Raw genomic sequence first — 24,832 nt, 5'->3', positions numbered from 1 at the left:
GCCGTACGGCCGCGTTCCGGACGGCGGGGACGGCGGCGTCCGGTGCGCACATGGCCCGGTGGGGGCATCGTTGTGCTCGACGGACTCGACGGACCCGATGGATCAGTGAGGTGCGAAGCAGCCGTCCACGGGCAGACGCAAGGACGTCGATGCAGCTGCCCGGAGCCCCGCAGAAGGGATGAACATCGTGACACGACCCAGGATCCTGGTGGTCGGCGCAGGCTTCGCCGGTGTGGCGTGCGTCCGCCGCCTGGAGCGCAGGCTCTCCCCCGGCGAGGCGGACATCACCCTGGTGACGCCGCGGTCCTACCAGCTGTATCTGCCGCTGCTGCCTCAGGTCGCCTCCGGGGTGCTGACACCCCAGTCGGTCGCCATCTCCCTGCGCCGCAGCAGGAAGTACCGCACCCGGATCATCCCGGGCGGAGCCGTCGGCGTGGACCTGAGGGCCAAGGTGTGCGTCGTCCGCACGCTCACCGACCGCGTCGTCGACGAGCCGTACGACTACCTGGTACTGGCCCCCGGCAGCGTCACCCGGACGTTCGACATCCCGGGGCTCCTGGACCACGCCTTCGGCATGAAGACGCTGGCGGAGGCCGCCTATATCCGCGACCACGTCATCACTCAGCTGGATCTCGCCGACGCCAGCGAGGACCCGGCCGAGCGCGCCTCGCGGCTCCAGTTCGTGGTGGTCGGCGGCGGATACGCGGGCACCGAGACCGCGGCGTGCCTGCAACGGCTGACGCACGCCGCCGTCAAGCGCTACCCGCGGCTGAACCCGGCGCTGATCAAGTGGCACCTGATCGACATCGCGCCGAAGCTGATGCCGGAGCTGGGCGACAAGCTGGGCCGCAGCGCCCAGGAGGTGCTGGGCCGCCGGGGCGTCGAGATCTCACTCGGGGTGTCCATCGCCAAGGCCGGGTCGGAGGAGGTCACCTTCACCGACGGCCGGGTGGTGCCGACCCGCACCCTGATCTGGACCGCCGGCGTGGTGGCCAGCCCGCTCATCGCGACCCTCGGCGCGGAGACGGTCAGGGGCCGGCTCGCGGTGACCGCCGAGATGTGCCTGCCTGGCCACGACGGGGTGTTCGCGCTCGGGGACTCGGCCGCCGTACCCGACCTGGCCAAGGGCGGCGACGCGGTGTGCCCGCCGACCGCGCAGCACGCCACACGGCAGGGCCGGCGGGTCGCGGAGAACGTCATCGCGACGCTGCGCGGGCAGCCCCTGCGGCCGTACGAGCACAAAGACCTCGGTCTCGTCGTCGACCTCGGCGGCGCGGACGCGGTCTCCAAGCCCCTCGGCGTGGAACTGCGCGGCGTCCCGGCCCAGGCCGTGGCCCGCGGCTACCACCTCGGGGCGCTGCGCACCAACGTCGCCAAGACCAGGGTCGCGATCAACTGGCTGCTGAACGCGGTCGCCGGGGACGATTTCGTCCGCACCGGATTCCAGGCCCGCAAGCCCGCCAAGCTGAAGGACTTCGAGTACACCGACGCGTACATGACGCCCGAGCAGGTGCGGGAGCACGTCGAGCGGGCCGGCCCCCGGCAGGTGTGACGCCCCGCGGCGCCTCTCCCGCCGGTACGACCTGGGCCGCGAAGGGCGGTCCGGCCGTGACATGCCATGCTGGTCGGGCGGATCATGACGGGAGACGGGGACGGGAAACGGGAGGGTGCGGCGGCGTGGGAGCAGCACAGAGGCCGGTCCGGTCGGGGCTGCGTGATCGCTTCACGGCGTCCGATCCCGGCCTGCTGCGGCTGGCCGCCGGATCGCGGACGGCGGGCTCGATCGCGCTGACGCTGGCCGTACTGGGCGTGCTGCGCGTGCCCGTGACACTCCTGGTGGCCGGGGCGATCGCGTCGATGGCGGCCACCTTCGCCATCCGGGAGAAGCAGCGCTCGCAGCAGGCGGTCACGCTCGCCCTCGGCCTTCCGGTGGCGCTGGCGTCCGTCTCGCTCGGCGCGGTGCTCAACCCGCTCGTGGTGGCCGGGGACGTCGTCTTCGTCGTCCTGATCTTCTGCGCGGTCTACAGCCGCCGGTTCGGCGACCGGGGCAACGCGCTCGGCCTGATCGGCTTCCAGCTCTACTTCATGTCCCTGTTCGTCGGCGCCACCGCGTCGGCGCTGCCCGGGCTCTACGTCGTCATCGCGGTCGCGTTCGCCTCCAGCGCCCTCGTCCGGTTCGTGATCGTGTACGAGACGCCGGCGGGCGTCCTGCAACGCCTGCGCGAGGCGTTCCGGGTGCGTCTGGCGCAGCTGGTGACCGCCCAGCTGGAGCTGCTGGACGCCGGTCCGGACGAGGTGGAGAAGGTCCTGGAGGCGGTGCGGGAGGGCACGGCCCGGCTGCACGAGACGGCGATGATGATCCAGTCCCGGCTGGCGGAGGGCACCTCCGACGAGGCCGTGGCGCGGCTGGTGCAGCGGCGGATCGCGGACGCCGAGATCGCCGCCGAGCGACTGGGGCTGCTCCTGCTGAACGCCCGCAGCGCCGAGCGGACCAACACACTCACCCTCCACCTGCCCGGCGCGTCCGTCCCGTCCAGCGGCCGGCTGCCGGTGCGGGACGAGGCGACCGAGACACTGCGCCGCGATCTGCGGGCGCTGGCAATGCTGGTGCTGCGGCCCGTCGGGGAGGGCGGTGGGACGGCGCTGGCCCACGTGCGCAACCGGCTCCTCGGCTACCGCGAGGAGGAGAACCTGCCGCCCGCCTCGCCCGCCGTGCAGGACGTCTTCCGCGGGATCGGCGAGACCGCGCGGGCCGTGTTGGGGCTGCGGATCGCGCTGGACGGCCCGCAGGACGAGTCCGACGACGCGCCCGCGACGGTCCGCTCCCGGGAGGAGCTGGACGCGGAGAACGCCGCCATCGAGGGCGTCGAGGAGGCCGAGCGGGAGGAGCAGGTCCCGACCGGGTGGCGGCGGCCCACCACGCGGGCGGCCGTGCAGGTCGCGGTGGGCTCGTCGCTGGCCATCGTCGGCGGCGAGTTCCTTTCCAGCCAGCGCTGGTACTGGGCGGTGCTGACCTGCTGGATCGTCTTCATCAACACGTCGTCCACGGGCGAGATCCTGGTCAAGGGATACCGCCGTCTGGTGGGCACGGTGCTCGGCGTCGTGGCCGGCATCGTGCTGGCGGGGCTGGTCGGGCCGCACACGTGGACGGCGCTGGCTCTGGTGCTGCTGTTCATTTTCGCGATGTTCTACACGGCCCCGCTGTCGTACACGCTGATGTCCTTCTTCGTCACCGCGGCGCTGGGACTGCTGTACACGCTGCTGCACAGGTACAGCGCGGCGGTGCTCGTGCTGCGTGTGGAGGAGACGGCGCTGGGGGCGGCCTGCGGGATCATCGCGGCCGCGCTGGTGCTGCCGGTGCACACCGACCGCCGTACGAACGAGCTGCTCGGCAAGGCGCTGGAGCGGCTGACGGACGTCACGACCGCCGCGGTCGAGCAGCTCAGCGGCGGCCCGGCGGTCGATCTGCTCGACCGAGCGCGCGAACTGGACCAGGCGCTGGGCGATCTGCGGGCGGCCACGCAGCCGCTGACGCATCCGATCACGCCCCTGCGGGCGCGGCGGAACACCGTCCAGTACGTCGTGGCGCTGCTGGAGACCTGTGCCTATCACGCGCGGTCGCTGGCGGCGACCGCCGAGCTGCTGCCCACCCATCCGTCGATAGCCGCGGATCCCCGGCTGCGTCGGACCTGTGCCCGGATCACCCGCAACATCGAGACGATCCGCGCGCACGTGGCCGACGAGCCCACCTCCGCCGAGGTCGAGCGGGGTCCGAGCATCGCCTCGCTGCTGGAGGCGGGCGGGACGCCCGGCGTCCCGCGGTACGGACGCATCACCGACCGGGTGCTGCGGCATCTCCAGCGCCTGGACGAGGCGGTGGTCGGCCTCGCCCGCCCGCTGGACGTCCCGGTGTCGAAACCGGCGCCGTGACGGGCCGGGGTCCGGCCCCGGCCCGCCGCTCAGAAGTCGGTGGGCATGTCGCTGGCCTCGGCGATGCCCCGCAGCTCCTCGGTCTCCCGGTGCCGGTCGCGGATGTAGTCGGCGATCTCGGTCAGGCGCGCCGGGTCGGCGGCGGTCGCCGCGTCGGTGACGACCCGGACCGGGCCGGTCTCCTCGATGTCGAGGACGACCAGCTCGTTGTCCAGCCGTCCGGTCACCGCGGTGGCGATGACCAGGGCGGCCTCGTCCCGTATCTCCTGAGGGAGGCCCTGCGCCTGGGCTCCTTCCAGCGGGAAGTCGGCGGAGGGTACGCCGCGTTCGTCGATGGCCCGCAGGACCGGGTCGACGACGTCGAGCAGCAGTTCGTACTCCTCCTCGGGCATCCGGACACGCAGCAGGTCGAGATACACCTCCACGGCCCGGCCGTCGGGCGGAAGCTCGTCTTCGTTCATTGGCTCCGTGTTCCCCGCGTGCGCCCGCTCAGACGCGGAACGCGCGATCGGCGGCGGGGGCCGGCGGCACGAGCCGGGGAGGGGGTCCCTCACGTCGTGGGTTCCGTCGCCGGTCCCGGTCCGTCGCCGGAGCGGTTCGCCCGTTCCGACAGCACCTCGTCGCGCACGCGCGCGCAGCTGCGGCTGATGAGCCGGGAGACGTGCATCTGGGAGATGCCGAGCCGGTCCGCGATACGGCTCTGTGTCATGTCCTCAAAAAAGCGCATGTAGAGGATGGCGCGTTCGCGTTCGGGCAGCCGGCGCAGTCCTTCCTTGGCCGACTCCCGGTCGACGACGGTGTCGTAGGAGGAGTCCGACGCGCCGAGGCTGTCGGCGAGGCTGTAGCCGTCGCCGCCGGCCGACAGTTCGGCGTCCAGGGACAGGGTGCTGAAGCTGTCGATCGCCTCCATCCCCGCGTTGACCTCCTCCTCCGTCAGCCCGGCGTGCGCGGCGATCGACGCGACCGAGGGTTCGGGGCTGCCGGGGTTCTGGGTGAGTTCGCGGCGCGCGACCCGTACCTTGTTGCGCAGTTCCTGGACGCGGCGGGGCACCCGAAGCGCCCACATCCGGTCCCGGAAGTGCCGCTTGACCTCTCCGGTGATGGTCGGCACGGCGTAGCTCTCGAAGGCGCCGCGATCCGGGTCGAACCGGTCGATCGCCTTGACCAGCCCGAGTGCCGCCACCTGCCGCAGGTCCTCGATGGACTCGCCGCGGTCGCGGAAGCGGCCGGCGATGCGGTGGGCCATGGGCAGCCACGCACCGACGAGTTCGTCGCGCACGGCCTCCCGTTCCGGGCCGTCCTCCGCGGCGGCGAGGCGTTGGAAGAGGGCGGCGGTGTCGGGGGCGTCGTCGTGCGGCCGGCGGGCGGGAGCCGCCTGGTCCGCGGAAGCGTCGGGGCGGCTTGTCGAAATGTCGATGAGCATGCGGTATGGCTCCTGAACGGTGTTTCAGGGACTGACCGCGGAAGGAGTGGTGCCGTCCGGTCCGCCTGGAGACCTCCCGGAGCAGCAGAAACAGCTTCCGCTGACGCGCCTCCGGTCCGAAGCACGAGGTTCCGTCTGCCCGGCGGCGGGAGCGACAAACTCCGCTTCGCGTAGTTCTTCTCCGTAACGACCGATTCGAGCCGCCATCGCGGCGCGCGGGAGCGGGTAGGTGGAGGACATGACCGATGTGGTGCACTCGGACGAACTGCTGCGGCGCATCCAGCGTGCGAGGGCGTGCGCGGTGCAGGAGGAGCGCCGGTGGCAGGACCGCCGCGACATCCTCGGGGCGAGCGATCCGGACGCCTCGCGCGAGGCGGCCGTACGCGTCCTGACCTACGAGGCCGTCCTGCGGGTGCTGGACGAGATCCTGGCTCCGGGCCGGCACACCGAGCGGGACTGACGGCTGGAGTGAGTCCGCTCACGTGACCCGGTTCCGGCTGCGTGGAACCGGCCAAGATGGTTTACGGTTTCATCCATACGCGGCGACGGGGTCGACTCGAAACGTCCCCCGCACACCGCCATGTACGGCCCTGGCTGGCCTCCCCCGTCCAGCCAGGGCTTTTTCATGTCCTCGCCCGGAGACCGGCGAAGCGTCCCGGTTCCGGCCACCCCAGCCGGGTACGGGCGGTTCTCGTGACGCGCGCTCTGCTCTCCGGGCCGAGGGTGCTCGCCGTGTACGCGGTCCGCCGGGCGACGGAGGGAGGCTGACCACCGGACATTCCGACGGTGATCGTCAGCGCCGTGGGCGGCCTCGCCGGTCCCGGCCCGCCGGCCCGGCGGCGTTTCGTGGCCGCCCGCGGGGCCGCCGCCCCGGCGGTCGCGGCGATCCTGTGGACGTGCGGCACGGGAAGACGAGAAGTCGCCTCCGCCGAGGTGCCCTGGGAACCCGCAGCGGCTGAAATGGGGAGGAGGCACATGCGCGGAACCCATCGCCGGCGAGGAGCTTCGGGTCATGACCAAAGCGATAAAACTGCTGACCGCCCTCCCCCAGAAACAACGCGAGCGCCTGATGGAGGTCGCGCGGGAGGTCTCCTTCCCCGAGGACACGAGGATCTTCGAGGCGGGGGGCACGGCCGACCGCTTCTGGGTCATCCGCTCCGGCGCCGTGCACCTGGACCAGCAGGTGACGCCCACCCGCAAGGTGACGGTGGCGTCCCTCGGCGCGGGCGACCTGCTCGGCTGGTCCTGGCTGTTCCCGCCGTACCAGTGGGACTTCGGGGCGGAGGCGTACAGCCAGGTCCGCGCCTACGAGTTCGACGCCTCGGCGGTGCTGGCACTGTCCGTGGAGGATCCGCTGCTCGGCCTGTCGCTGGTGCGGACCGTCGCCGAGATCCTCGCCCACCGGCTGGAGCTGACCCGGGGCAAGCTCCTGGAGCAGTACACCATCCCCCGGCGCTCCCACTGAGCCGCCGGATCCGGTCGGTCAGATCCGGTAGCGGCGCAGCGCCGGGACGGCCGCCGCCAGGCCCAGCATCAGGGCGACCACCAGCAGGCCGCCGCCGGCCACCGCCGCGCGCGGGCCGAAGGCCGAGCCGGCCGTGCCGTGCAGGACGTCCGCCAGGCGCGGACCGCCCGCGACGACGACGGTGAAGACGCCCTGCATACGGCCGCGCATCTCGTCGGTGGCGGCGGACAGCAGGATGGCGCCGCGGAACACCATGGAGACCATGTCGGCGACTCCGGCGGCCGCCAGGAACACCACCGCGAACCACAGGCTGCGGCTCAGCCCGAACCCGGTGACGGCCGCCCCCCAGGCGGTGACCGCGCCGATCACCATCCAGCCGTGCCGGCGCGCCCGGGAGAAGGTGCCGGAGAACAGCCCGCCGACCACCGCGCCGACCGGGATGGCCGCGAACAGCAGGCCGAGCGCGAGTCCCTCGCCGTAGGGGGCGTACGTCTCGGCGGCGAGCTGCGGGAACAGGGCGCGGGGCATCCCGAAGACCATGGCGATGCTGTCGGCGAGGAACGACAGCAGCAGCACCTTGTGCCCGGAGATGTAGCGGAACCCGTCGGCTATCTCCCGCACCCCCGCACGCCGTACGGCGGACCCGGCCAGGGGCGGCAGCGCGGGCAGACGCAGCACCGCCCACACGGTGACGCACAGGGCCACGGCGTCGATGAGGTACAGCTCGGGCAGCCCGATGACGGGGATGAGCGCGCCGGCCAGCAGCGGTCCGGCCACCAGACCGGTCTGCATGACGGTCGACCCCAGGGCGTTGGCGGCGGGCAGTTCCTCGGCCGGGACCAGCCGGGCGATGGAGGCGTTGCGGGCCGGGGAGTTCAGCCCGAAGAAGGCCTGCTGCACGGCGAGCAGCACCATCAGCACCACGACCGAGTCGAACCGGGCCACGGCCTGCAACCAGAACAGCACCGAGGTGACGGCGACACCGCTGTTGGTGATCAGCAGCAGTTTGCGGCGGTCCATCGTGTCGGCGACCGCGCCGCCCCACAGCGCGAACACCACCATCGGGACCAGGCCGGCGAGGCTGGCGTAGCCGACCCAGGCCGAGGAGCCGGTGATGTCGTAGATCTGCTTGGGCACGGCGACGGCGGTGAGCTGGCTGCCGACCGCGGTGACGATGGTCGAGGACCACAGCCGGCGGAAGGCGGGGCGGCGCAGCGGCCGGGTGTCCATGGCCCAGCGGCGCCAGCCACGCCGGCCGGCTCCGGGCGGGTCCGGGGCGTCACCGTGCGGTGGCGTGCTGCTGTCGGTGCTCTCGCTGGTGTCCACGGGCTTCCTGGCTGCTCGTTACATCTATCGGTGCGATGTTCAGTGTCGCAGCACCGGCCGGGCCCGGGGACCGCCCGGATCCGGACCGCTGCCGCGTACGCGAGCCAACCGGGCCGCCGCGCTGTCGAGCAGCATGTCCAGGGCGGTCGGGTAGGCGCTGGTGACCATGCGGGTGGCGAGCAGGGGCGCCGCCTCGGCGATGCGCGGATGCGTGGTGGCGGGCAGCCGGGCGTAGGTCGAGTGCCACATCTCCTCGTCGGCGCGCAGCGCGTCGCTCGGCAGGGCGAGGGAGGCGGCGTCGAGCGCGGCGAAGGCGAGGGTCTGGTCGACGAAGGCGTGGTAGATCCGCACCGTGTCGGGCAGCGGGAAGCCGGCCCGCCGCAGCACGCCCAGAACAGCCTCGTCGGCGGCCAGTTCGTTGGCCCGGCCGGAGACGCGGTTGGCGGTCACCACCGCGGCCTGCGGATGCGCGACGTACGCGGAGTGGATGCGCAGGCCCACCTCGCGCAGGTCGGCCCGCCACCGCCCGGTCGGCTCCCAGCCGGCCAGTGCCCGCCCGATGAGCGCGTCGCCGATCGCCAGGGTGAGGTCGTCCATGCCGCGGAAGTAGCGGTAGAGGGTGCTCGGGTCGCAGTCGAGCGCCAGGCCGAGGCGGCGGGCGGTCAGCCCCGTGCTGCCGTGCTCCCGCAGCAGGCGCAGGGCGGTGTCGACGATGAGTGTCTCGGACAGCACGGTGCCGCTCCGGGTGGGGCGGCGCCGCCGTCGCTTCTCCTCGGGGACCACCGGTTTGGGCATCCCGACCTCCTCGGACTCCTCGCAGGCTTATGCCAACGCCATTGACCTTACGTGGTGCGCGGCGTTGTATCGACGGTCAGGACAGAGACCGAAAGGGAGTTCTGGTCATGCGTGTACTGCTCGTGGGCGCCGGCGGTGTGGGTACCGCCATCACCCGGATCGCCGCCCGTCGTCCGTTCCTCGAGTCGGTGGTCGTCGCGGACTACGACCGCGGGCGGGCCGAGTCCGCCGTGGCGGCCGTCGGCGACGACGGCCGGTTCGTCGCCGAGCGCGTCGACGCGAGCGACGAGGCGGCGGTGGCGGACCTGCTCGCCCGGCACCGCTGCGACGTGCTGCTGAACGCGACCGACCCGCGTTTCGTGATGCCGCTGTTCCGCGCGGCCCGCACGGCCGGCGCGGGCTACCTCGACATGGCGATGTCCCTGTCCCGGCCGCACCCGGAGCGGCCGTACGAGGAGTGCGGGGTCAGACTGGGCGACGAGCAGTTCGCGCGGGCGGAGGACTGGGAGAAGGCCGGCGCGCTCGCGCTGGTCGGCATGGGGGTGGAGCCGGGCCTGTCCGACGTGTTCGCGCGGTATGCCGCCGACGAACTCTTCGACGAGATCGAGGAGATCGGCGTCCGCGACGGCGCGAACCTGACCGTCGACGGCTACGACTTCGCGCCGTCCTTCAGCATCTGGACCACCATCGAGGAGTGCCTGAACCCGCCGGTGGTGTACGAGGCCGGGCGCGGCTGGTTCACCACCGAGCCGTTCAGCGAGCCGGAGGTGTTCGACTTCCCCGAGGGCATCGGCGAGGTCGAGTGCGTGAACGTGGAGCACGAGGAGGTGCTGCTGGTCCCGCGCTGGGTGGACGCGCGGCGGGTGACCTTCAAGTACGGTCTGGGCCGCGAGTTCATCGACACCCTCAAGACGCTGCACCTGCTGGGTCTGGACCGCACCGACCCGGTCACCGTCCCGGGCCCGGACGGGCCGGTCGCCGTCTCGCCCCGGGACGTCGTCGCCGCCTGCCTGCCCGACCCGGCGACCCTGGGCGAGCGGATGCGCGGCAAGACCTGCGCGGGCACCTGGGTACGCGGCACCCGGGACGGCGCGCCGCGCGAGGTGTACCTGTACCACGTGGTCGACAACGAGTGGTCCATGGCCGAGTACGGGTGCCAGGCGGTGGTGTGGCAGACGGCGGTCAATCCCGTGGTCGCCCTGGAACTGCTGGCCACCGGGGCCTGGTCCGGAGCGGGGGTCCTGGGCCCCGAGGCGTTCCCGGCCCGCCCCTTCCTGGACCTGCTGACGGAGTACGGCTCCCCGTGGGGCATGCGCGAGCAGTGACCGGGTCCGGCCCGTTCAGGTCATGTCGGGTCCCCTCACGCGCGCGGTGCGGCCGGCTCCCGGCCGCACCGCAGTACGCTCCGCACCGGAACCGCCCGCACCCGAGAAAGGCCCGACCGTGAGCGTCCGCGTGCGTCGCATCTACGATCCGCCCGAGCCCGACGACGGCGTGCGGGTCCTGGTCGACCGGCTCTGGCCGCGCGGTGTCTCCAAGGAGGACGTGCACATCGACGAGTGGCCGAAGGCCATGACGCCGTCCACCGAGCTGCGCCGCTGGTACCACGCCGGCGAAGGGTCCTACGAGGAGTTCCAGCGCCGTTACGAGGCCGAGCTGGCCGAGCCGGAGGCGGCCGAACTGCTCGACCACATCCGCAAGTTGGCCCGCCGGGGCCCGGTGACCCTGCTGACCGCCTCCAAGGCGCCGGAGCAGAGCCACGCCTCGGTGGTGGCCGGACTGCTGAAGAGTAAGTGAGCCCGCCCGCCCCCGCGTCGCACGGGGGCGGGCGGCGAGTCCGCTCAGGCGGTCTGCCGTGCGGCGGCCCGCCCGGCCGCACGCCCGGAGAACAGGCACCCGCCGAGGAAGGTGCCCTCCAGGGCGTTGTAGCCGTGGACGCCGCCGCCGCCGAAGCCGGCGACCTCGCCGGCCGCGTAGAGGCCGTCGATCACCTGCCCGTCGCTGCCGAGCGCGCGCGAGTCCAGGTCGGTCTGGATGCCGCCGAGCGTCTTGCGGGTCAGGATGTGCAGCTTGACGGCGATCAGCGGGCCGGCCGCCGGGTCCAGAACGCGGTGCGGGGCGGCCACCCGGCCGAGGCGGTCGCCGATGTAGCGGCGGGCGTTGTGGATGCCCTGGATCTGGGTGTCCTTGCTGTAGGGGTTGGCGATCTGGAGGTCGCGGGCCTCGATCCGGCGCCGCACCTCGGCGGCGTCCAGGAGGGGCTTGTCGGTCGACTGGTTCATCTTCTCGACCAGTTGCTCCAGGGTGTCGGCGATCAGGAAGTCCTCGCCGTGCCGCAGGAAGTCCCGTACGGGTCCGGGTGCCCCCTTGCCGAGCAGCCGGTCGCGCAGCACCGCCTTGCGGTCCTTGGCCGTGATGTCGGGGTTCTGCTCGGAGCCCGACAGGGCGAACTCCTTCTCGACGATCCTGCGGGTCAGCACGAACCAGGAGTGGTCGTACCCGGCGATGTCCTCGGTGGTGCGCAGGTGTTTGAGGGTGCTGAGCGTGTCGTAGCCGGGCAGGCAGGGGTCGGGCAGCCGGCGGCCGAGGGCGTCCAGCCACACCGAGGACGGGCCGGGCAGGATGCGGATGCCGTGGCCGGGCCAGATCGGGTTCCAGTTCCGCAGCCCCTCGGTGTAGTGCCACATGCGGTCCCGGTTGACGAGCCGTACGCCGGCCTCGGCGCTGATGTCCAGCATCCGGCCGTCGACGTACGCCGGGACGCCGGTGACCATCCGCGACGGCGGGGTGCCGAGGCGCTCGGGCCAGTAGCGGCGGACGAGGTCGTGGCCGGCGCCGATGCCGCCGGTGGTGAGGACCACGGCCTGCGCGGTGAGTTCGAAGGCGCCGGTCTCCTCGCGGTTGGAGGCGACACCGCGGGGCGAGTCGTCCTCGGCGAGGACCGCGCCCCGCACTCCGCGTGCCGCGCCGTCCTGGACGACGAGCTCGTCGACCCGGTGGCGGTGGTGGAAGGTGAGCAGGCCCTCGCGCGCGGCCTGGAGGGCGTACGCGGCGAAGGGTTCCACGACGCCCGTGCCGGTGCCCCAGGCGATGTGGAAGCGGGGTACGGAGTTGCCGTGGCCGTCGGCGCGCAGATCGCCGCGCTCGGCCCAGCCGACCGTGGGCAGCAGCGTGATGCCGTGCCCTTCCAGCCAGGACCGCTTCTCCCCCGCCGCGAACTCGACGTAGGCGCGCGCCCAGCGCACCGCCCAGGAGTCCTCGTCGTCCAGCCGGTCGAACCGCGCGCTGCCCTGCCAGTCGTTCCAGGCCAGCTCGAAGGAGTCCTTGACGCCGAGCCTGCGCTGCTGCGGGGTGTCGACGAGGAACAGCCCGCCGAAGGACCAGTACGCCTGCCCGCCGAGGTTGGCGGCGTTCTCCTGGTCGACGAGCGCGACCCTGCGGCCCCGGCTGGTCAGTTCGTGCGCGGCGACCAGGCCCGCGAGGCCCGCTCCGACGACGATGACGTCGGCGTCCATGACGACCGTCCCCTTCCTCGGTTTCCTCGGTTTTCTTGGACTTCTTGGATTTCTTGGATTTCTTGGTGCTCTTGCTTTCCGTCAGTCTTCTCGTGATGCGCGTGCGGTGCCGCCGTCGGTGAGCAGCGCGGTGAGCAGCTGTCCGAGCCAGGCGCGGGCGCCCTCGACGTCCTTGTCCAGCAGCAGTCGGGTGGTGACTCCGTCGTACGCGGCGACGACCGCGTGCGCGGCGCCGTCGGCGTCACCGAGGACGGCGGGCAGGGGGGTGCGGGCGCGGGCGAGCCGGTCGGCTACGGCCCGGCGCAGCCGCGCGCGGTGCTCCAGCAGCGTCCGCGCCACGGCCGCGTCGCGGGCGGCGTACACCAGGAAGTCCGTCTTGACCAGGAGCCAGTCCAGGTCCAGCAGCAGCACGTCGGTGACCCGGTCGACGGCGGCGGGCACGTCGAGGTCCGGGCCGTCGAGGGCGAGCGCTCCGGTCACCTGGTCGGCGATCAGCTCGGCCCGTTCCCGGTACAGGGCGAAGAACAGCTCGTCGAGGGTGTCGAAGTTGGAGTAGAAGGCGCCCCTGCTGTAGCCCGCGGCCTCGCAGACCTCCTCGATCGACACCCGGCCGAAGCCCTTGGCGGCGAACACCGTGAAGGCGGCGTCGAGCAGGTTGGCCCGCGTCCGCTGCCGACGCCGGGTGACGCGCCTTTCCGCACCCTCGACCGCCATGCCGGACCTCCGTTCGATACGCGAATGTATCCGATACACCGTTGTATCGAAAGGGCCGTGGAAGCACCTCGGCCACCGGCGCCGGGAGGGCGCGAGGTTTTACCGCGACGCCCGCGGTCAGTCGGGCCCGTCAGCCGCGCTCACGTCACGGCGGCGACGCCCGGGTCGACGTGCGGCTGCACCCGGCGGCGGGGCGGCCCGCGCCCGCATCGCGAGGTGCGCCGGGACGAGAAGGCCGGTGGCCGTGCCGTGCCGAGCCGCCGGACAGACCGCTGGTCCGGGCCGGCTCGGCGAACGCGCCGATCACCGCGGGTCCAGCGGAAGTGCGTCGAGCGCGTCGCGGAAGAGGTCGGCATACCGGACGGAGACGGCACTGTAGGCGTCGGCGGTCGCATCGAGGTGGGAGGAGGATCGGGTCACGAGCGGGAACCCTGGCGCCCGTATTTGCGCGATCACGCAAGTACGGGGTTATGCTGCTGGACGGCAACAGGAGGCGCCTCGTCATCCCGTCCCGCGCGCCTCCATCGTCCTCCGGCACGACGAGCGAACACGGAAAGAAGGAAGGACGGTTGGTGATGAAGGCCCTGCCACACCCGCGCGACGGCGCCGGCACCGCCGTCCTCGGCGTGCTCGCGTTCACCACGCTGGAGATGACCGTCCTGACCACCGCCCCAGCGGCGTACCGTCCGGCCATCAGCGGCGCCCTGCTGGGAGCGGCCGTCACGGCGTTCGCCCTGCTCGCAGTGGTGCTGCGCGCTGATCGCAAGGCGACTCGGCAGGCGCGGCGCCGCGTTCTGGAGGTGATGGACACGTCCTCGTTCACCGCCCGTGCCCTGGAGGGCTTCCCCATGGAAGCGGTCCGCCCCCGCCTGCTGGGGCCGAGTGCGCCTTCCCTCAACCACCTCTACACCGCGTGGGCGTTCGCCGCCCGCGGCCATGACGCCACCTGGCTCGTACGCCACCTCGGCCTGCCCGCGGACGTGGCCCGGTTGCTGACCGACGCCGCTGCCGCCCGCCTGCGGGACTGACCACGGCCGCGGCGCCGTCCCGTTGGGGATCAGCAGCGCCTGCGGGATCCGGACGCGGCCCACCGGAACGCCTTCAACCGGCCGGCAGAAGCGACAGCGGGAACTCGCCGCCGGTCGGAGCGGAAGGCGTCATGTGCCGCCCTGGACCAGCAAGGCGATCCGGTCGGAGTCGAATTCCACCCAGCGTGAAGAGGCGCACCCCGACAGCCTCAGCCGGCACATGGTGGCCCCCTCAGGGCTGCTCCACCATCCGGTGACGGTGCCCGGCCACGTCCACCCGGCCCCGTCACACACCTCGACCGGCCGGTAGGTGCTCCGCACCTGCTCTTCCGGCGGCGGCGGACATCCCCCGGTCAGTTCTTCCAGCAGACCCTCGGCCGTGGTCGTGTCCGGCACGGCTCCACCCCTCCCCTGTTGTGCAATTGACCGCCTGTCTCTCTCCCCCCGAGGGGGTCGTGTGATCACCCCCAGTCGCCACCGAAGTCGCCCCCGCCGTCCGCCCCGAAACCACCGTCGAATCCCCCCGCGAAGTCGGAGGCTCTGAAGTCCGCCCCGGAGAACTCGCCGCCGTCCGGCAGATCGGGCGCGGACGCGACGCCGTCACCGGAGCCGGCGAAGGCGGACGGCGCGCTGAGCAGGCTGCCCAGCAGCGTGCCGGCGAGCAGGCCGCCGACCACCGCACCCGCGCCGCCGAAGTAACCGCCCACCCAAGGCGCGTAGGCCGGGCCGGCGTTCCAGTAAGGCTGGGCGCCCTGGCCGGTGTCGACCATTCGCGTCATCGGCTGCCCGCCCTGAGTGACGCGGGCGGCGTCCTCCGCACAGGCGGGGACCAGCCGCGGCACGCCGCCGGGCGGGCACCAGTTCACATCGTCGGCCGAGGGACCGTGACGGGGGTCGAAGAAGCAGGGCACACGACGCTCGGGCAGGGGGGTTCCACCGCGACGGGCGGCCAGGGTGGCCAGAGCGAAGCGGCCGTCGGCCAGCGTGGCGGTCACCGGCTGCACGTCCTGCGGCTCGACCGCGGCGGCCATCTGCCGTTTGGCCAGCTCATAGGCGTCGAGAGCGTGGGAGTAGTCGTTGCGCATCTCGTCGGTGGCCCCTGGCTCGGACGGGGAGAAGGCCAGCCGGTCCAGTTCCTCGCCGAAGGCGGTGATGTCCTCGTCCACCACCACCCGCAACGCCTCCAACTCCCTCTGCTGGGCCTCCCGCCGCTTCCTCGCCCGCCGGTACAGCGCGTATCCGCCCCCGGCCGCCCCGGCCGCGAGCAGGCCGCCGACCATCAGCCCGCCGCTGCCGGAGCCGCCCATATCGCTGTCCTTCCAGGACGCTGGGGCGTGCCCCTGCGCCTGCCGGACGGCCTGGTCGACGAACACGTTCAGCTGTCTCTCCGTGTCCGAGGCGTAGGAACGCTGCACCGCTCCACGGAGGTTGTCGACGGCGCTCTGCGACATCACCTGATGGTCCGCCTTGGCGTTGAACAAGTCGCCCAGGCGCACGGCGTACACCCCGCTGATGCCGGTGAGTGAGCGCAGGTCGGGCAACAGGGACGCCTGCGGGTAGTCGGCGGACCGGGGCAGCACCGCGACGAAGACCGGCTTGTCCGCGGCCTCGATCTTCGCCGCGAGCTTGTCGGCCGCGGACTTCGGCAACTCCCCCGCGGCTCGCGGGTCGACGTACACCGGCCCCTTCTTGAAGGCCTCCGCCACAGCCCCCGTGCCGGGGTCCGTGGCCGCCGGCGCACCGAAAGCCGGCGGGGCGAGCCCCACAAGAGCTGTCACGCCCACGGCCGCGAGGACCCGGGCGAAGCGAGACCGTGGCGAAACAGGCATGGCTGAGACCTCCTTGCGAGGGAGTGACCGCCCCGCCTCCGGAACCAGGTCGGTGCACGGAGGGAACGAGCAAACCCCAATACTTGTTCAATTGCGCAATAGAAGAAGTATGCCAGACGGCGCTGCGCCCGGGCGGAGTTCGGCACGAGCGTCAGCGACTCAGTTGACGCACGGCACCCCACCCGCCTTCACAGCGGGGCCCGAGTCGGCGGGAGACGACGAGCTCGGCTCCGTGGCGGCGGGTGACGGCGCCTGCCGGCTGGGCAGCGCGTAGCTCTCACCCAGGGTGACCAGGACATGTCCGGCCGGCACGGCAGAACCGGCAGCCGGGGCAGCGGCGTTGAAGTGGCCGGCGATCTGCTGCGCCGCCTGCTGCGCACCGGGTCCGTAGACGACGGTGGTGGCGGGCTGCGCGGCCACGTTGCCGGTCGTGCCGGCCGTGTATCCGAGCTCGGCCAGGTAGGACAGCGCGGCGGAGGCTTCGCCCTCGGCGCCGTTTCCGTTGCGTACGTCGACGGTGGCGGGCGCTGCCGCGGCGGTGCCCGCCGCGCCATCGGTCGGCGACGGGGTCGCACCGAACTCCTGTCGCACCATCGCCTTGATCTTCGCCGGGTCGACCAGGTTGACGTCCTGGCCGTTGCGGGTCGCGAAGCCCTCGATGGGCAGGGTGTGGAACACGACGTTCCCGCCGGTGAGGTTGGTGGCCTGCTGGGCGAAGTCGAGGACGTTCCAGGAGGTGTCGAGGACGATGTCCTTCTTCACCGTGCCGAACAGTCCCTGGAGCTTGGACGGGCTGCTCCACACTCCCTGGCTCTTGAGCTGGTGGGTGACGCTGGAGATGAATGCCTGCTGCCGGCGGGTGCGGTCCAGGTCCCCGGCGTCCAGGCCATGCCGCTGGCGCACGAAGGCCAGGGCCTGCCGGGCGTTCAGCCGCTGCACGCCCGCCGGGAAGTCCGCTCCCGAATAGCGGTCCTGAACCGGGTGGTTGAGGCACACCGTGATGGGCTGCAGGACCTTGGCGATGTCGTAGAAACCCAGCAGGTTGACCTCGGCGAAGTGGTCAATGGGCACGCCGCTGAAGTCCTGCACCGTCGCCAGCGTCGCCTCGCGTCCGGCCTCACGGCTCCTGGCCTCCAGCTCGGCGCCCTCGACCCCCTGCCGGGCGTACCTGTCGTGGGCGCCGGTGTAGGCGTTGGCGTACGCTTCCTTGATCTTGTAGTGGCCCTGTACGGACCCGTCGCCGTTGAGGGTCTGCACGTAGTCGTCGCGGGGTATGGAGAACGCCTGGACCCTGCCGCCGCCGGCCGGGATGTGCATGAGGATCAGGGTGTTGGTGTTGTAGTAGCCGATACTGCTGGACCCGGCGTGCAGTTCGCGCTGCACGAACTTCCGGGGCAGGTCGTTGCCGTTCATGTCCTTGCGCGAATCCAGACCGATCAGCAGCAGGTTCACGGCGTCGTCCAGGCGCGGAGGCGCCTTCTTGCGCACCGCGTCCAGCGCGTCGGACGTCGTGAGCCCACTGATCAGGGTGTGGTACGCGTACCAGGTCGCTCCGCATCCCAGCAGCAGGGCCGACGACACCGTCCACACCACCACGCGCAGCATGCGTATCCCCAGCGACCGTCGCCCACCGCGGACAGCGGCGCGGCGCCGACGGCGCCCCATGGCCTCAGACACGGCGGGCCCTCCCCGCACCGGACCGGAGGACGGCCGCCGCCGACACGACGCCGAGCACCGCACACTCCGCGGCGGCCATCGCCGGGAACGCCTCCACGGCCCAGCGCACCAGTCGTGTGGCAGGCGGACCGCCGGATGTCAGCGCCCAGCCGGCCGTGACAGCGGCCACGGCCAGAACCGGCAACGGGGCCACCCATCCCAGGACGCGACCGCGGACCGCCAGCAGAGCCGCGAGGAGTGCGCCTGCCGTCGCCCCGGACACCACGCCCCAGCCGGGACCGTGACCGGCGACCGCATCCACGGCCGCCCCCAGCAGCGCAGGGCCTGCCAGCGCCGCGACGGCGATGCCGATCCCGGGCCCGCCGACCTGGGACGCGCCACCTGTTCCTCGCTGCGGGCGCCTCCTGCGCGACGCACCCCGGGAGTGCGCGCGCTCCCCGGCACCGCGCTGCGAGACCACTCGCACCTGCCCGGTCGAGCGACCCCGCCCCTGCGCACCGACGCCACCGACGGTCCGTTCCTGCTGATCACGCATACGTCCGCTTTCGCTGATCCTGGAATGCGGCGACGGGTCCCGGTCGCCCTCGACATCGCCGCCCTGCCACCCGTGAGACGAAGAAGCGGCGCCAACAGTTGCACGATCACGCAAGTGAGCAATTTTCGAGGGATCGCGACGCCCTTCAACTGTGTCAAATACAGGCATTTTTCGGATCGCTTCGAAGACCTAGTTGCGTCCATACGCAAGTAGTGGGCTACCATGTGGGACGTTCGAAGGCAGCAGGCACCTCGTTCGGTGAGGCGTCTTCACGGACACAGGCCACTGATCCCACCCGTCGAGAGACGCTCCGGATCAGGACAGGTCTCCCCGGCCCAAGGGGTGACCCCAAGTGGCTTCCCCGCGAAGGGGATCACGCCGTGGAGTGCCAAAGCTCTGACGAGTTGGGGTGAGCCGGGATCCGCCCGGTCGCTCCTTGCCTAGTCGTACGGCGCACCGCGCGCCCCGGCCGGAAGGAGGCGAGAGACATGGACCGCGACAGCAATGGTCCGAGTCACAGTCGCACCGCCTCGACGGCCGCCTCGTTCCGGCGGCGTTGACCGACCCGCGCCCGCCCGCGCACCGCGCACGCGCGGCCCTGTGAGCCACGGCTGAGCCTCGCCCGCGTCGCCGCACGGACACCCGCGCACTTCGGGGCGCACTCGCGTCGCGGCGGCGTCCTCCCCGGCCTTCCCGATCCCGACTGCCCATCACTTTTGGACCCAGGGGCGGCGCTCCCGCCGCCCCGGTGTCTTCCTGAACCGCTCCGCGCCGCGGCCGGCCCAGCCGTGTGCTCACGCCTGCCGTCGTGCGCGGAGGGAGGTACTTCGATGACCAACACGTTGACCCCGGAGCGCCTGGCCCCGCCCGGCCGCAGCCGCCGCGAGCGCCGGACCGCGGAACTGGAGGCCCGCACCCGTGCGGCAGGCAGGCGGCTGGCGGAGATCAGCCGCACACCCGCCGCGCAGGTGCTGCGGGACGCCGACAGCCCCGGGCCGGGCCTGACCTGTGCCGAGGCGGCGGCCCGGTTGGAGCGGGACGGCGCCAACGTGGTCGCTCACGAGCGCACGCCGGGGTGGTACATCCAGTTGCTCAAGGCGTACGGGAACCCGTTCATCGCCGTACTGCTCTTCCTGGCCACCGTGATGTACTGGCAGGACCCGGCCGACCCGGGCGTCCTGATCCTGTCGACGATGGTGCTGCTCAGCGGGCTGCTCCGGTTCTGGCAGGAGTACCGGTCCGCCAAGGCGGCCGCCGCGCTCAAGGCGCTGGTGACCACGACGACCAGGGTGCGCCGGTACCCGGCGGGCGGCTCGGCTCCCTCCGCCCTCGACGTGCCCATGGAGCAAGTCGTCGGAGGCGACCTGATCGAGCTCGCCGCCGGAGATCTGGTGCCCGCCGACCTCCGGCTGCTGAGCGCCAAGGCCCTGACGGTCAGTCAAGCCGCCCTGTCCGGTGAGTCCCTGCCGGTGCACAAGGCCGACACCCGCACCCGGGACCTCGGTCAGCAGGAGACCGACGATCCCGTCGAGGCCGACAACCTCTGCCTGATGGGCACCTCCGTGACCTCCGGAACCGCCACCGGTGTCGTGGTGGCCACCGGATCCGGCACCTATTTCGGGTCCATGGCCGGCTCCCTGGCGGGCACGCGCCCGCAGACGAACTTCGACACCGGCGTACGCAGGGTCAGCTACCTGCTGATCAAGTTCATGCTCGTCATGGTCCCGGTGGTGTTCGCGGTGAACGGCCTCACCAAGGGCGACTGGGGCCAGGCGTTCCTGTTCGGCGTCGCGGTGGCGGTCGGACTCACCCCGGAGATGCTGCCCATGGTCGTCTCCGCGAACCTGGCGCGGGGCGCGGTGGCCCTGTCCAGGCGCAAGGTCGTGGTCAAGCGGCTCAACGCGATCCAGGACTTCGGCGCGATGGACGTGCTGTGCACCGACAAGACCGGCACGCTCACCGAGGACCGTATCGTCCTGGACCGCTACCTGGACGCGCACGACCGCGACGACGACGAGGTGCTGCAGTACGCCTACCTCAACAGCCACTTCCAGACCGGCCTGCGCAACCTGATGGACCAGGCGGTCCTCGACCGCGTCGCCGAGGCCGAGGAGATCGTCGTCGACGCCCGCTTCACCCTGGTCGACGAGATCCCGTTCGACTTCGCCCGCCGCCGCATGTCCGTGGTCCTGAGCCGCACGACGTACGACGACGGCGTGGACAGCGCCGCCGAGCACACCCTGATCACCAAGGGCGCGGTCGAGGAGGTCCTCGCACTGTGCACCCACGTACTCGATCGCGGACGGCGGGTCGAACTGACCGGGGAGCTTCGCCGTCAGGTCACCCGCATCGCCCAGGACCACAACCGGCGGGGCCTGCGCGTCCTGGCCGTCGCCACCCACTCCCTGCCCGCCACCCGCGACACCTACACCGTGGCCGACGAGGACCAACTCACCCTTGCCGGCTTCCTCGCCTTCCTCGACCCGCCCAAGGACGACGCTGCCCGGGCGCTGCGCGCCCTCGCCGACAAGGGCATCACCGTCAAGGTCGTCACCGGCGACAACGAACTGGTCGCCGCCCGGGTCTGCGCCGACGTCGGCATCGACGTGGGCGAGGTCGTCACCGGAGCCGTCATCGACGGCCTCGACGACGGCCGGCTGACCGAACTCGCCGCCCGCACCACGGTCTTCGCCAAGGTCAACCCGGTGCAGAAGGCGCGTATCGTACGCGCTCTGCGGCGCGACGGCCACACCGTCGGCTTCCTCGGCGACGGCATCAACGACGCGGCCGCGCTGCGCGACGCGGACGTCGGCATCTCCGTCGACACCGCCGTCGACATAGCCAAGGAGTCGGCCGACATCATCCTGCTGGAGAAGGGCCTCACCGTCCTCGAACAGGGAGTGCTGCAGGGCCGGCAGACGTTCGGCAACACCATCAAGTACATCAAGATGACGGCCAGCTCGAACTTCGGCAACGTCTTCTCGGTCCTGGTCGCCAGCGCCTTCATCCCGTTCCAGCCGATGCTGCCGCTGCACCTGCTGGTGCAGAACCTGTCCTACGACATCTCACAGCTCGCCACCCCCTGGGACCGCATGGACCCCGAGTACCTGCGCAAGCCGCGGAACTGGGACGCGCGCGGGATCGGCCGCTTCATGGTGTTCATCGGACCGATCAGCTCGATCTTCGACATCACGACCTTCCTGCTGATGTGGCACGTCTTCTCCGCCAACACCACCGGCAGCCAGAGTCTCTTCCAGTCGGGCTGGTTCATCGAGGGCCTGCTCTCCCAGACCCTGATCGTGCATATGATCCGCACCCGCAAGATCCCGTTCATCCAGTCCAGGGCGTCCGTGCCGGTGATGGTCATGACGGCGGCCGTGATGGCCTTCGGAGTCGCGCTGCCCTTCACCCCGCTCGGTGCGTCCCTCGGTCTGCAGCCGCTGCCCGTGAGCTACTTCCCGTGGCTGATCGGCACATTGCTGGCATACTGCGTCCTCACCCAGCTGGTGAAGACCTGGTTCATCCGGCGGTTCGACAGCTGGCTGTGACCGGCCCACCGACACTGTGGGCGTCCGCGCTTGCACTGCCCCCGGACCCATCTGGTTGGCTGTCCCTCGTCGGGCAGTCACCCTGGAGCGAGGAGAACGATGCGCGCGGACGTCCAGCAGGTCGCCGACGGCACCTATCTGGTGCACGGCAGCAACACGAACTGGGTGATCCTGACCGAGGGCGACGCCGCCACACTGATCGACACCGGCTACCCCGGCGACCGGCAGCGGCTGCTCGACTCGCTGGCGGCGGTGGGCAGTTCGCCCCAGGCGGTGGCGGCCGTGCTGATCACCCACGCGCACAACGACCACCTGGGCAACGCCGAGTACCTGCGCCGCGCCCACGGCACCCCGGTGTATCTGCACGAGGCCGAACTGCCGCACGCACGGCGGGAGTTCCTGCACCAGGTGACCGTCGGACAGGTGCTGCGCAACGGCTGGCGGCCCGGTGTGCTGCCCTGGGCGGTGCACGCGCTGCGCCTCGGCGGCACCGCGCACGTCCCGGTCGCCGCGCCCGAGCCGTTCCCGGCCGCCGGGCCGCTGGACCTGCCGGGGCGGCCCGTGCCCGTGCACACACCCGGCCACACCCAGGGCCACACCGCGTTCCACGTCCCCGACACCGGCGTGCTGGTCTCCGGCGACGCCCTGGTGAGCGGCCACCCCACCTCACGCCTGGCCGGCCCGCAACTGCTGCCCGACATGTTCCACCACCAACGCGCCCAGGCGCTGGCCTCGTTGGACAGACTCGAACGCCTCGATGGAGACCTGCTGCTGCCCGGGCACGGCCCCCTGCTCCGCGGTCCGGTGCCGCAGGCGGCACTGCAGGCGCGGGAGCGCGCCCTCTAGGGTTCGTGCCATGGGCTTGCAGATCAGTGCCACCAACCCGGAGCACCCCGCGCTCCTGCTCGAACTGCCGTGGCGGACCCCACTGGAGGAGTGGCCCGAGGAGTACCTCGTGCCACTGCCGCGCGGCATCTCCCGGCACGTGGTGCGCTACGCCCGCGCCGGCGACGAGGTGGTCGCCGTCAAGGAACTCGCCGAACGCCCGGCGCTGCGCGAGTACGAGCTGCTGCGCGACCTGGACCGGCTCGGCATCCCCGCGGTGGACGCGCTGGCCGTGGTCACCGGCCGCACCGACCGCACGGGCGAGCCGCTGGAGCCGGTGCTGATCACCCGGCACCTGGGCGGGTCGATGCCGTACCGCTCGATGTTCGAGACCACCCTGCGCCCGGCCACGATGCACCGCCTGATGGACGCCCTGGCCGTCCTGCTGGTGCGGCTGCACCTGGCCGGGTTCGCCTGGGGCGACTGCTCGCTGTCCAACACGCTGTTCCGGCGCGACGCCGGCGCGTACGCCGCCTACCTGGTGGACGCCGAGACCGGCGAGCTGCACCGGCGGCTGAGCCCCGGACAGCGGGAGTACGACCTCGACCTGGCCCGCGTCAACATCAGCGGCGAGCTGCTGGACCTGGAGGCCTCCGGGGCGCTGCACCCCTTGGTGGACCCGGTCGAGTTCGGCACCGAGATCTGCGCCCGCTACCGCGGCCTGTGGCAGGAGCTGACCCGCACCTCGGTCTACCCTGCGGGCAAGTACCACTACATCGAGCGCCGGATCAGGCGGCTCAACGACCTCGGCTTCGACGTGGCCGAGATGCAGATCGAGAGTTCCGCCACCGGCGACACGGTCACCTTCGTGCCCAAGGTCGTCGACGCCGGCCACCACCAGCGGCAGTTGCTGCGCCTGACCGGCCTGGACACCGAGGAGAACCAGGCGCGGCGGCTGCTGACCGACCTGGAGAGCTGGATGGCCACCCAGGACGACTACGCGCCGGGCGGCACCCGGCCCGGGCCGGGCGGCGGGCATGCGCTCGCCGCCCGCCCGGAGGTGCTGGCGCACCGCTGGGTGCGGGAGGTGTTCCGCCCCACCGTGCGGGCGGTGCCGGGCGGGCTGCGCGGCACCATGGACCCGGCCGAGCTGTACCACGAGCTGCTGGAGCACCGCTGGTACCTGTCCGAGCGGGCGCAGCACGACATCGGCCTCGACACCGCGGTGCAGGACTACGTCAGGAACGTCCTGCCCGGGGCACGCCGGGCGCCGGACGCGACGCCCGGGTGACTCACGGGTGCGGGACGACGGCCACCGGGCAGCCGGCGTGGTGCAGCATCCCGCTCGCGACGGAGCCGATCCGCGCGCCCACCGCCGTACGGCGCGCCCGGCGCCCCACGACCAGCAGCTGGGCGTGCTCGGCCGCGGCCAGCAGCACCTGGCCCGCGCTGCCCATCTCCACGTGCTCGACGACGGGGACGTCCGGGAAGCGCTCCCGCCACGGCTGGAGCGCCGCGGACAGCGCCTTCCGCTCGTACGGTTCCAGGCCGCCGGCCTCGTCGAGCAGCTTGAGCGAGCCGGGGCTGTAGGCGAACACCGGCGGCAGCGTCCAGGCGCGTACCGCCCGCACCCCGGCGCCGCGCGCGGCGGCGGTCCCGAACGCGAACGCCAGGGCCGCGGCGCTGTCCTCGGGGGCACCCTGCTGGCCCACGACGACCTCCCGGCCCGCGGCCTCGACGGAAGGCCGGTCCCCGGCGCGCACCAGGACGACGGGCCGTTCGGTCCCGGCGATCACCTGCTGTCCGACGGAGCCGACCAGGAACCCGACGAGTGCGCCCCGTCCGCGCGAGCCGAGCACCAGCGCCTCCGACTCCGCAGCGGCACCGAGCAGGGCCGGCACGGCGTCGTCCTCCACGGCGTCGGCGGTCACGGTCAGGCCCGGGTGGCGCTCGGTGACGGTCCGGACGGCCCCGCTGACCGACTCGCGCACCCACTGGCGCTGGGTGTCCCGGTCGCCCACGTCGAAGGCGTCGTGCACCTCGTGGCGCCAGGCCCGCACCACGCGCAGCGGCAGCCCGCGGCGCTCTGCCTCCCGAGCGGCCCACGCCAGTGCGGCGAGGCTCTCCTCCGATCCGTCCACCCCTGCCGTGATCGGGCGCGTCATGCCGTGTGCCTCCCTGTGTGGTGTGCCGTCGTCGGTGCCAGTCTCCCCTACCGGCCG

General features: G+C 72.2%; 21 protein-coding genes and 1 riboswitch. Of the genes, 10 read left to right on the top strand and 11 right to left on the bottom strand.

What is annotated here, in order from left to right; translation table 11 throughout:
• Positions 1 to 178 precede the first annotated feature (178 nt).
• Complete coding sequence (locus TNCT6_RS31540) at positions 179 to 1,552, top strand: NAD(P)/FAD-dependent oxidoreductase (protein WP_141364463.1); 1,374 nt, start codon at positions 179 to 181, stop codon at positions 1,550 to 1,552.
• Between the two features lie 158 nt (positions 1,553 to 1,710).
• Complete coding sequence (locus TNCT6_RS31535) at positions 1,711 to 3,930, top strand: FUSC family protein (protein ID WP_141366979.1); 2,220 nt, start codon at positions 1,711 to 1,713, stop codon at positions 3,928 to 3,930.
• A gap of 29 nt (positions 3,931 to 3,959) precedes the next feature.
• Here TNCT6_RS31535 and TNCT6_RS31530 read toward each other — a convergent pair whose 3' ends face one another.
• A complete protein-coding gene (locus TNCT6_RS31530; protein WP_141364461.1) occupies positions 3,960 to 4,391 on the bottom strand; it encodes a hypothetical protein in 432 nt (143 codons plus the stop codon).
• 89 nt (positions 4,392 to 4,480) lie between these two features.
• Positions 4,481 to 5,353 carry an RNA polymerase sigma factor SigF gene (locus TNCT6_RS31525; protein ID WP_141364459.1) on the bottom strand — a complete coding sequence of 291 codons (873 nt, stop codon included), beginning with the start codon at positions 5,351 to 5,353 and terminating at the stop codon, positions 4,481 to 4,483.
• A gap of 238 nt (positions 5,354 to 5,591) precedes the next feature.
• Here TNCT6_RS31525 and TNCT6_RS31520 point away from each other — a divergent pair, with 238 nt between their 5' ends.
• Positions 5,592 to 5,813: a 3-deoxy-D-manno-octulosonic acid transferase gene (locus TNCT6_RS31520; RefSeq protein ID WP_141364457.1), complete on the top strand. Its 222-nt coding sequence runs from the start codon at positions 5,592 to 5,594 to the stop codon at positions 5,811 to 5,813.
• 552 nt (positions 5,814 to 6,365) lie between these two features.
• Positions 6,366 to 6,818 (top strand): cyclic nucleotide-binding domain-containing protein, encoded by a 453-nt coding sequence (locus TNCT6_RS31515; RefSeq protein ID WP_141364455.1) that lies wholly within the window; start codon positions 6,366 to 6,368, stop codon positions 6,816 to 6,818.
• An 18-nt stretch (positions 6,819 to 6,836) separates the two neighbouring features.
• Here TNCT6_RS31515 and TNCT6_RS31510 read toward each other — a convergent pair whose 3' ends face one another.
• Complete coding sequence (locus TNCT6_RS31510) at positions 6,837 to 8,144, bottom strand: MFS transporter (protein ID WP_141364453.1); 1,308 nt, start codon at positions 8,142 to 8,144, stop codon at positions 6,837 to 6,839.
• A 39-nt stretch (positions 8,145 to 8,183) separates the two neighbouring features.
• A complete protein-coding gene (locus TNCT6_RS31505; RefSeq protein ID WP_141364451.1) occupies positions 8,184 to 8,939 on the bottom strand; it encodes a TetR/AcrR family transcriptional regulator in 756 nt (251 codons plus the stop codon).
• 107 nt (positions 8,940 to 9,046) lie between these two features.
• On the opposite strand from TNCT6_RS31505, the gene TNCT6_RS31500 reads away from it, so the two are divergent.
• Both TNCT6_RS31500 and TNCT6_RS31495 read left to right on the top strand, forming a co-directional pair.
• Entirely contained in the window at positions 9,047 to 10,264 is a 1,218-nt protein-coding gene (locus tag TNCT6_RS31500; RefSeq protein ID WP_141364449.1) for a saccharopine dehydrogenase family protein, read from the top strand.
• Between the two features lie 118 nt (positions 10,265 to 10,382).
• Positions 10,383 to 10,736 carry a DUF488 domain-containing protein gene (locus TNCT6_RS31495; protein WP_141364447.1) on the top strand — a complete coding sequence of 118 codons (354 nt, stop codon included), beginning with the start codon at positions 10,383 to 10,385 and terminating at the stop codon, positions 10,734 to 10,736.
• 44 nt (positions 10,737 to 10,780) lie between these two features.
• On the opposite strand, the gene TNCT6_RS31490 is transcribed toward TNCT6_RS31495, so the two are convergent.
• The gene (locus TNCT6_RS31490; RefSeq protein ID WP_141364445.1) at positions 10,781 to 12,454 is read right to left on the bottom strand and encodes an FAD-binding dehydrogenase; all 1,674 of its coding nucleotides are present in this window, start codon (positions 12,452 to 12,454) and stop codon (positions 10,781 to 10,783) included.
• 81 nt (positions 12,455 to 12,535) lie between these two features.
• On the bottom strand, positions 12,536 to 13,168 hold the full coding sequence (locus tag TNCT6_RS31485) for a TetR/AcrR family transcriptional regulator (protein ID WP_141364444.1): 633 nt from the start codon (positions 13,166 to 13,168) through the stop codon (positions 12,536 to 12,538).
• A gap of 575 nt (positions 13,169 to 13,743) precedes the next feature.
• Between TNCT6_RS31485 and TNCT6_RS31480 the strand changes: the two genes are divergently transcribed.
• Positions 13,744 to 14,196, top strand: coding sequence for a hypothetical protein (locus TNCT6_RS31480; RefSeq protein WP_141364442.1), 453 nt, complete (start codon positions 13,744 to 13,746; stop codon positions 14,194 to 14,196).
• A 129-nt stretch (positions 14,197 to 14,325) separates the two neighbouring features.
• Here TNCT6_RS31480 and TNCT6_RS31475 read toward each other — a convergent pair whose 3' ends face one another.
• The 4 genes from TNCT6_RS31475 to TNCT6_RS31460 all read right to left on the bottom strand — a co-directional run bounded on the left by TNCT6_RS31475 (position 14,326) and on the right by TNCT6_RS31460 (position 18,237).
• Complete coding sequence (locus tag TNCT6_RS31475; protein ID WP_141364440.1) at positions 14,326 to 14,592, bottom strand: hypothetical protein; 267 nt, start codon at positions 14,590 to 14,592, stop codon at positions 14,326 to 14,328.
• Positions 14,593 to 14,657: 65 nt separating this feature from the next.
• Positions 14,658 to 16,025 (bottom strand): hypothetical protein, encoded by a 1,368-nt coding sequence (locus TNCT6_RS31470; protein ID WP_141364438.1) that lies wholly within the window; start codon positions 16,023 to 16,025, stop codon positions 14,658 to 14,660.
• A 159-nt stretch (positions 16,026 to 16,184) separates the two neighbouring features.
• Positions 16,185 to 17,630, bottom strand: a complete 1,446-nt coding sequence (locus tag TNCT6_RS31465) for an LCP family protein (protein ID WP_253266288.1) — start codon at positions 17,628 to 17,630, stop codon at positions 16,185 to 16,187.
• 64 nt (positions 17,631 to 17,694) lie between these two features.
• Positions 17,695 to 18,237, bottom strand: coding sequence for a hypothetical protein (locus TNCT6_RS31460; protein WP_141364437.1), 543 nt, complete (start codon positions 18,235 to 18,237; stop codon positions 17,695 to 17,697).
• Positions 18,238 to 18,480: 243 nt separating this feature from the next.
• Positions 18,481 to 18,653: riboswitch (M-box (ykoK) riboswitch) on the top strand.
• Positions 18,654 to 19,067: 414 nt separating this feature from the next.
• On the opposite strand from TNCT6_RS31460, the gene mgtA reads away from it, so the two are divergent.
• The 3 genes from mgtA (at position 19,068) to TNCT6_RS31445 (ending at position 23,901) form a co-directional block, all read left to right on the top strand.
• Positions 19,068 to 21,785, top strand: coding sequence for a magnesium-translocating P-type ATPase (gene mgtA / locus TNCT6_RS31455; RefSeq protein WP_141364435.1), 2,718 nt, complete (start codon positions 19,068 to 19,070; stop codon positions 21,783 to 21,785).
• 99 nt (positions 21,786 to 21,884) lie between these two features.
• The gene (locus TNCT6_RS31450) at positions 21,885 to 22,631 is read left to right on the top strand and encodes an MBL fold metallo-hydrolase (RefSeq protein WP_141364433.1); all 747 of its coding nucleotides are present in this window, start codon (positions 21,885 to 21,887) and stop codon (positions 22,629 to 22,631) included.
• 10 nt (positions 22,632 to 22,641) lie between these two features.
• Positions 22,642 to 23,901: a DUF4032 domain-containing protein gene (locus TNCT6_RS31445; protein WP_141364431.1), complete on the top strand. Its 1,260-nt coding sequence runs from the start codon at positions 22,642 to 22,644 to the stop codon at positions 23,899 to 23,901.
• A 1-nt stretch (position 23,902) separates the two neighbouring features.
• Here the strand turns inward: TNCT6_RS31445 and TNCT6_RS31440 are convergent, their stop codons facing one another.
• Positions 23,903 to 24,775 (bottom strand): universal stress protein, encoded by an 873-nt coding sequence (locus TNCT6_RS31440; RefSeq protein WP_141364430.1) that lies wholly within the window; start codon positions 24,773 to 24,775, stop codon positions 23,903 to 23,905.
• Positions 24,776 to 24,832: the final 57 nt, after the last annotated feature.

Origin of the sequence: Streptomyces sp. 6-11-2, assembly GCF_006540305.1 — a bacterium.
GTDB lineage: Bacteria > Actinomycetota > Actinomycetes > Streptomycetales > Streptomycetaceae > Streptomyces.
This window is presented reverse-complemented; position numbering and strand designations above follow the sequence as displayed.

Excerpts from the sequence above, each read along its gene's own strand:
- TNCT6_RS31450 (WP_141364433.1), top strand. The coding sequence starts at position 21,885 with ATGCGCGCGGACGTCCAGCAGGTCGCCGACGGCACCTATCTGGTGCAC.
- TNCT6_RS31480 (WP_141364442.1), top strand. The coding sequence starts at position 13,744 with ATGAAGGCCCTGCCACACCCGCGCGACGGCGCCGGCACCGCCGTCCTC.
- mgtA (WP_141364435.1), top strand. The coding sequence starts at position 19,068 with ATGACCAACACGTTGACCCCGGAGCGCCTGGCCCCGCCCGGCCGCAGC.
- TNCT6_RS31445 (WP_141364431.1), top strand. The coding sequence starts at position 22,642 with ATGGGCTTGCAGATCAGTGCCACCAACCCGGAGCACCCCGCGCTCCTG.
- TNCT6_RS31440 (WP_141364430.1), bottom strand. The coding sequence starts at position 24,775 with ATGACGCGCCCGATCACGGCAGGGGTGGACGGATCGGAGGAGAGCCTC.
- TNCT6_RS31500 (WP_141364449.1), top strand. The coding sequence starts at position 9,047 with ATGCGTGTACTGCTCGTGGGCGCCGGCGGTGTGGGTACCGCCATCACC.
- TNCT6_RS31490 (WP_141364445.1), bottom strand. The coding sequence starts at position 12,454 with ATGGACGCCGACGTCATCGTCGTCGGAGCGGGCCTCGCGGGCCTGGTC.
- TNCT6_RS31525 (WP_141364459.1), bottom strand. The coding sequence starts at position 5,353 with ATGCTCATCGACATTTCGACAAGCCGCCCCGACGCTTCCGCGGACCAG.
- TNCT6_RS31470 (WP_141364438.1), bottom strand. The coding sequence starts at position 16,025 with ATGCCTGTTTCGCCACGGTCTCGCTTCGCCCGGGTCCTCGCGGCCGTG.
- TNCT6_RS31530 (WP_141364461.1), bottom strand. The coding sequence starts at position 4,391 with ATGAACGAAGACGAGCTTCCGCCCGACGGCCGGGCCGTGGAGGTGTAT.
- TNCT6_RS31485 (WP_141364444.1), bottom strand. The coding sequence starts at position 13,168 with ATGGCGGTCGAGGGTGCGGAAAGGCGCGTCACCCGGCGTCGGCAGCGG.
- TNCT6_RS31465 (WP_253266288.1), bottom strand. The coding sequence starts at position 17,630 with ATGCTGCGCGTGGTGGTGTGGACGGTGTCGTCGGCCCTGCTGCTGGGA.
- TNCT6_RS31505 (WP_141364451.1), bottom strand. The coding sequence starts at position 8,939 with ATGCCCAAACCGGTGGTCCCCGAGGAGAAGCGACGGCGGCGCCGCCCC.
- TNCT6_RS31460 (WP_141364437.1), bottom strand. The coding sequence starts at position 18,237 with ATGCGTGATCAGCAGGAACGGACCGTCGGTGGCGTCGGTGCGCAGGGG.
- TNCT6_RS31520 (WP_141364457.1), top strand. The coding sequence starts at position 5,592 with ATGACCGATGTGGTGCACTCGGACGAACTGCTGCGGCGCATCCAGCGT.
- TNCT6_RS31515 (WP_141364455.1), top strand. The coding sequence starts at position 6,366 with ATGACCAAAGCGATAAAACTGCTGACCGCCCTCCCCCAGAAACAACGC.
- TNCT6_RS31540 (WP_141364463.1), top strand. The coding sequence starts at position 179 with ATGAACATCGTGACACGACCCAGGATCCTGGTGGTCGGCGCAGGCTTC.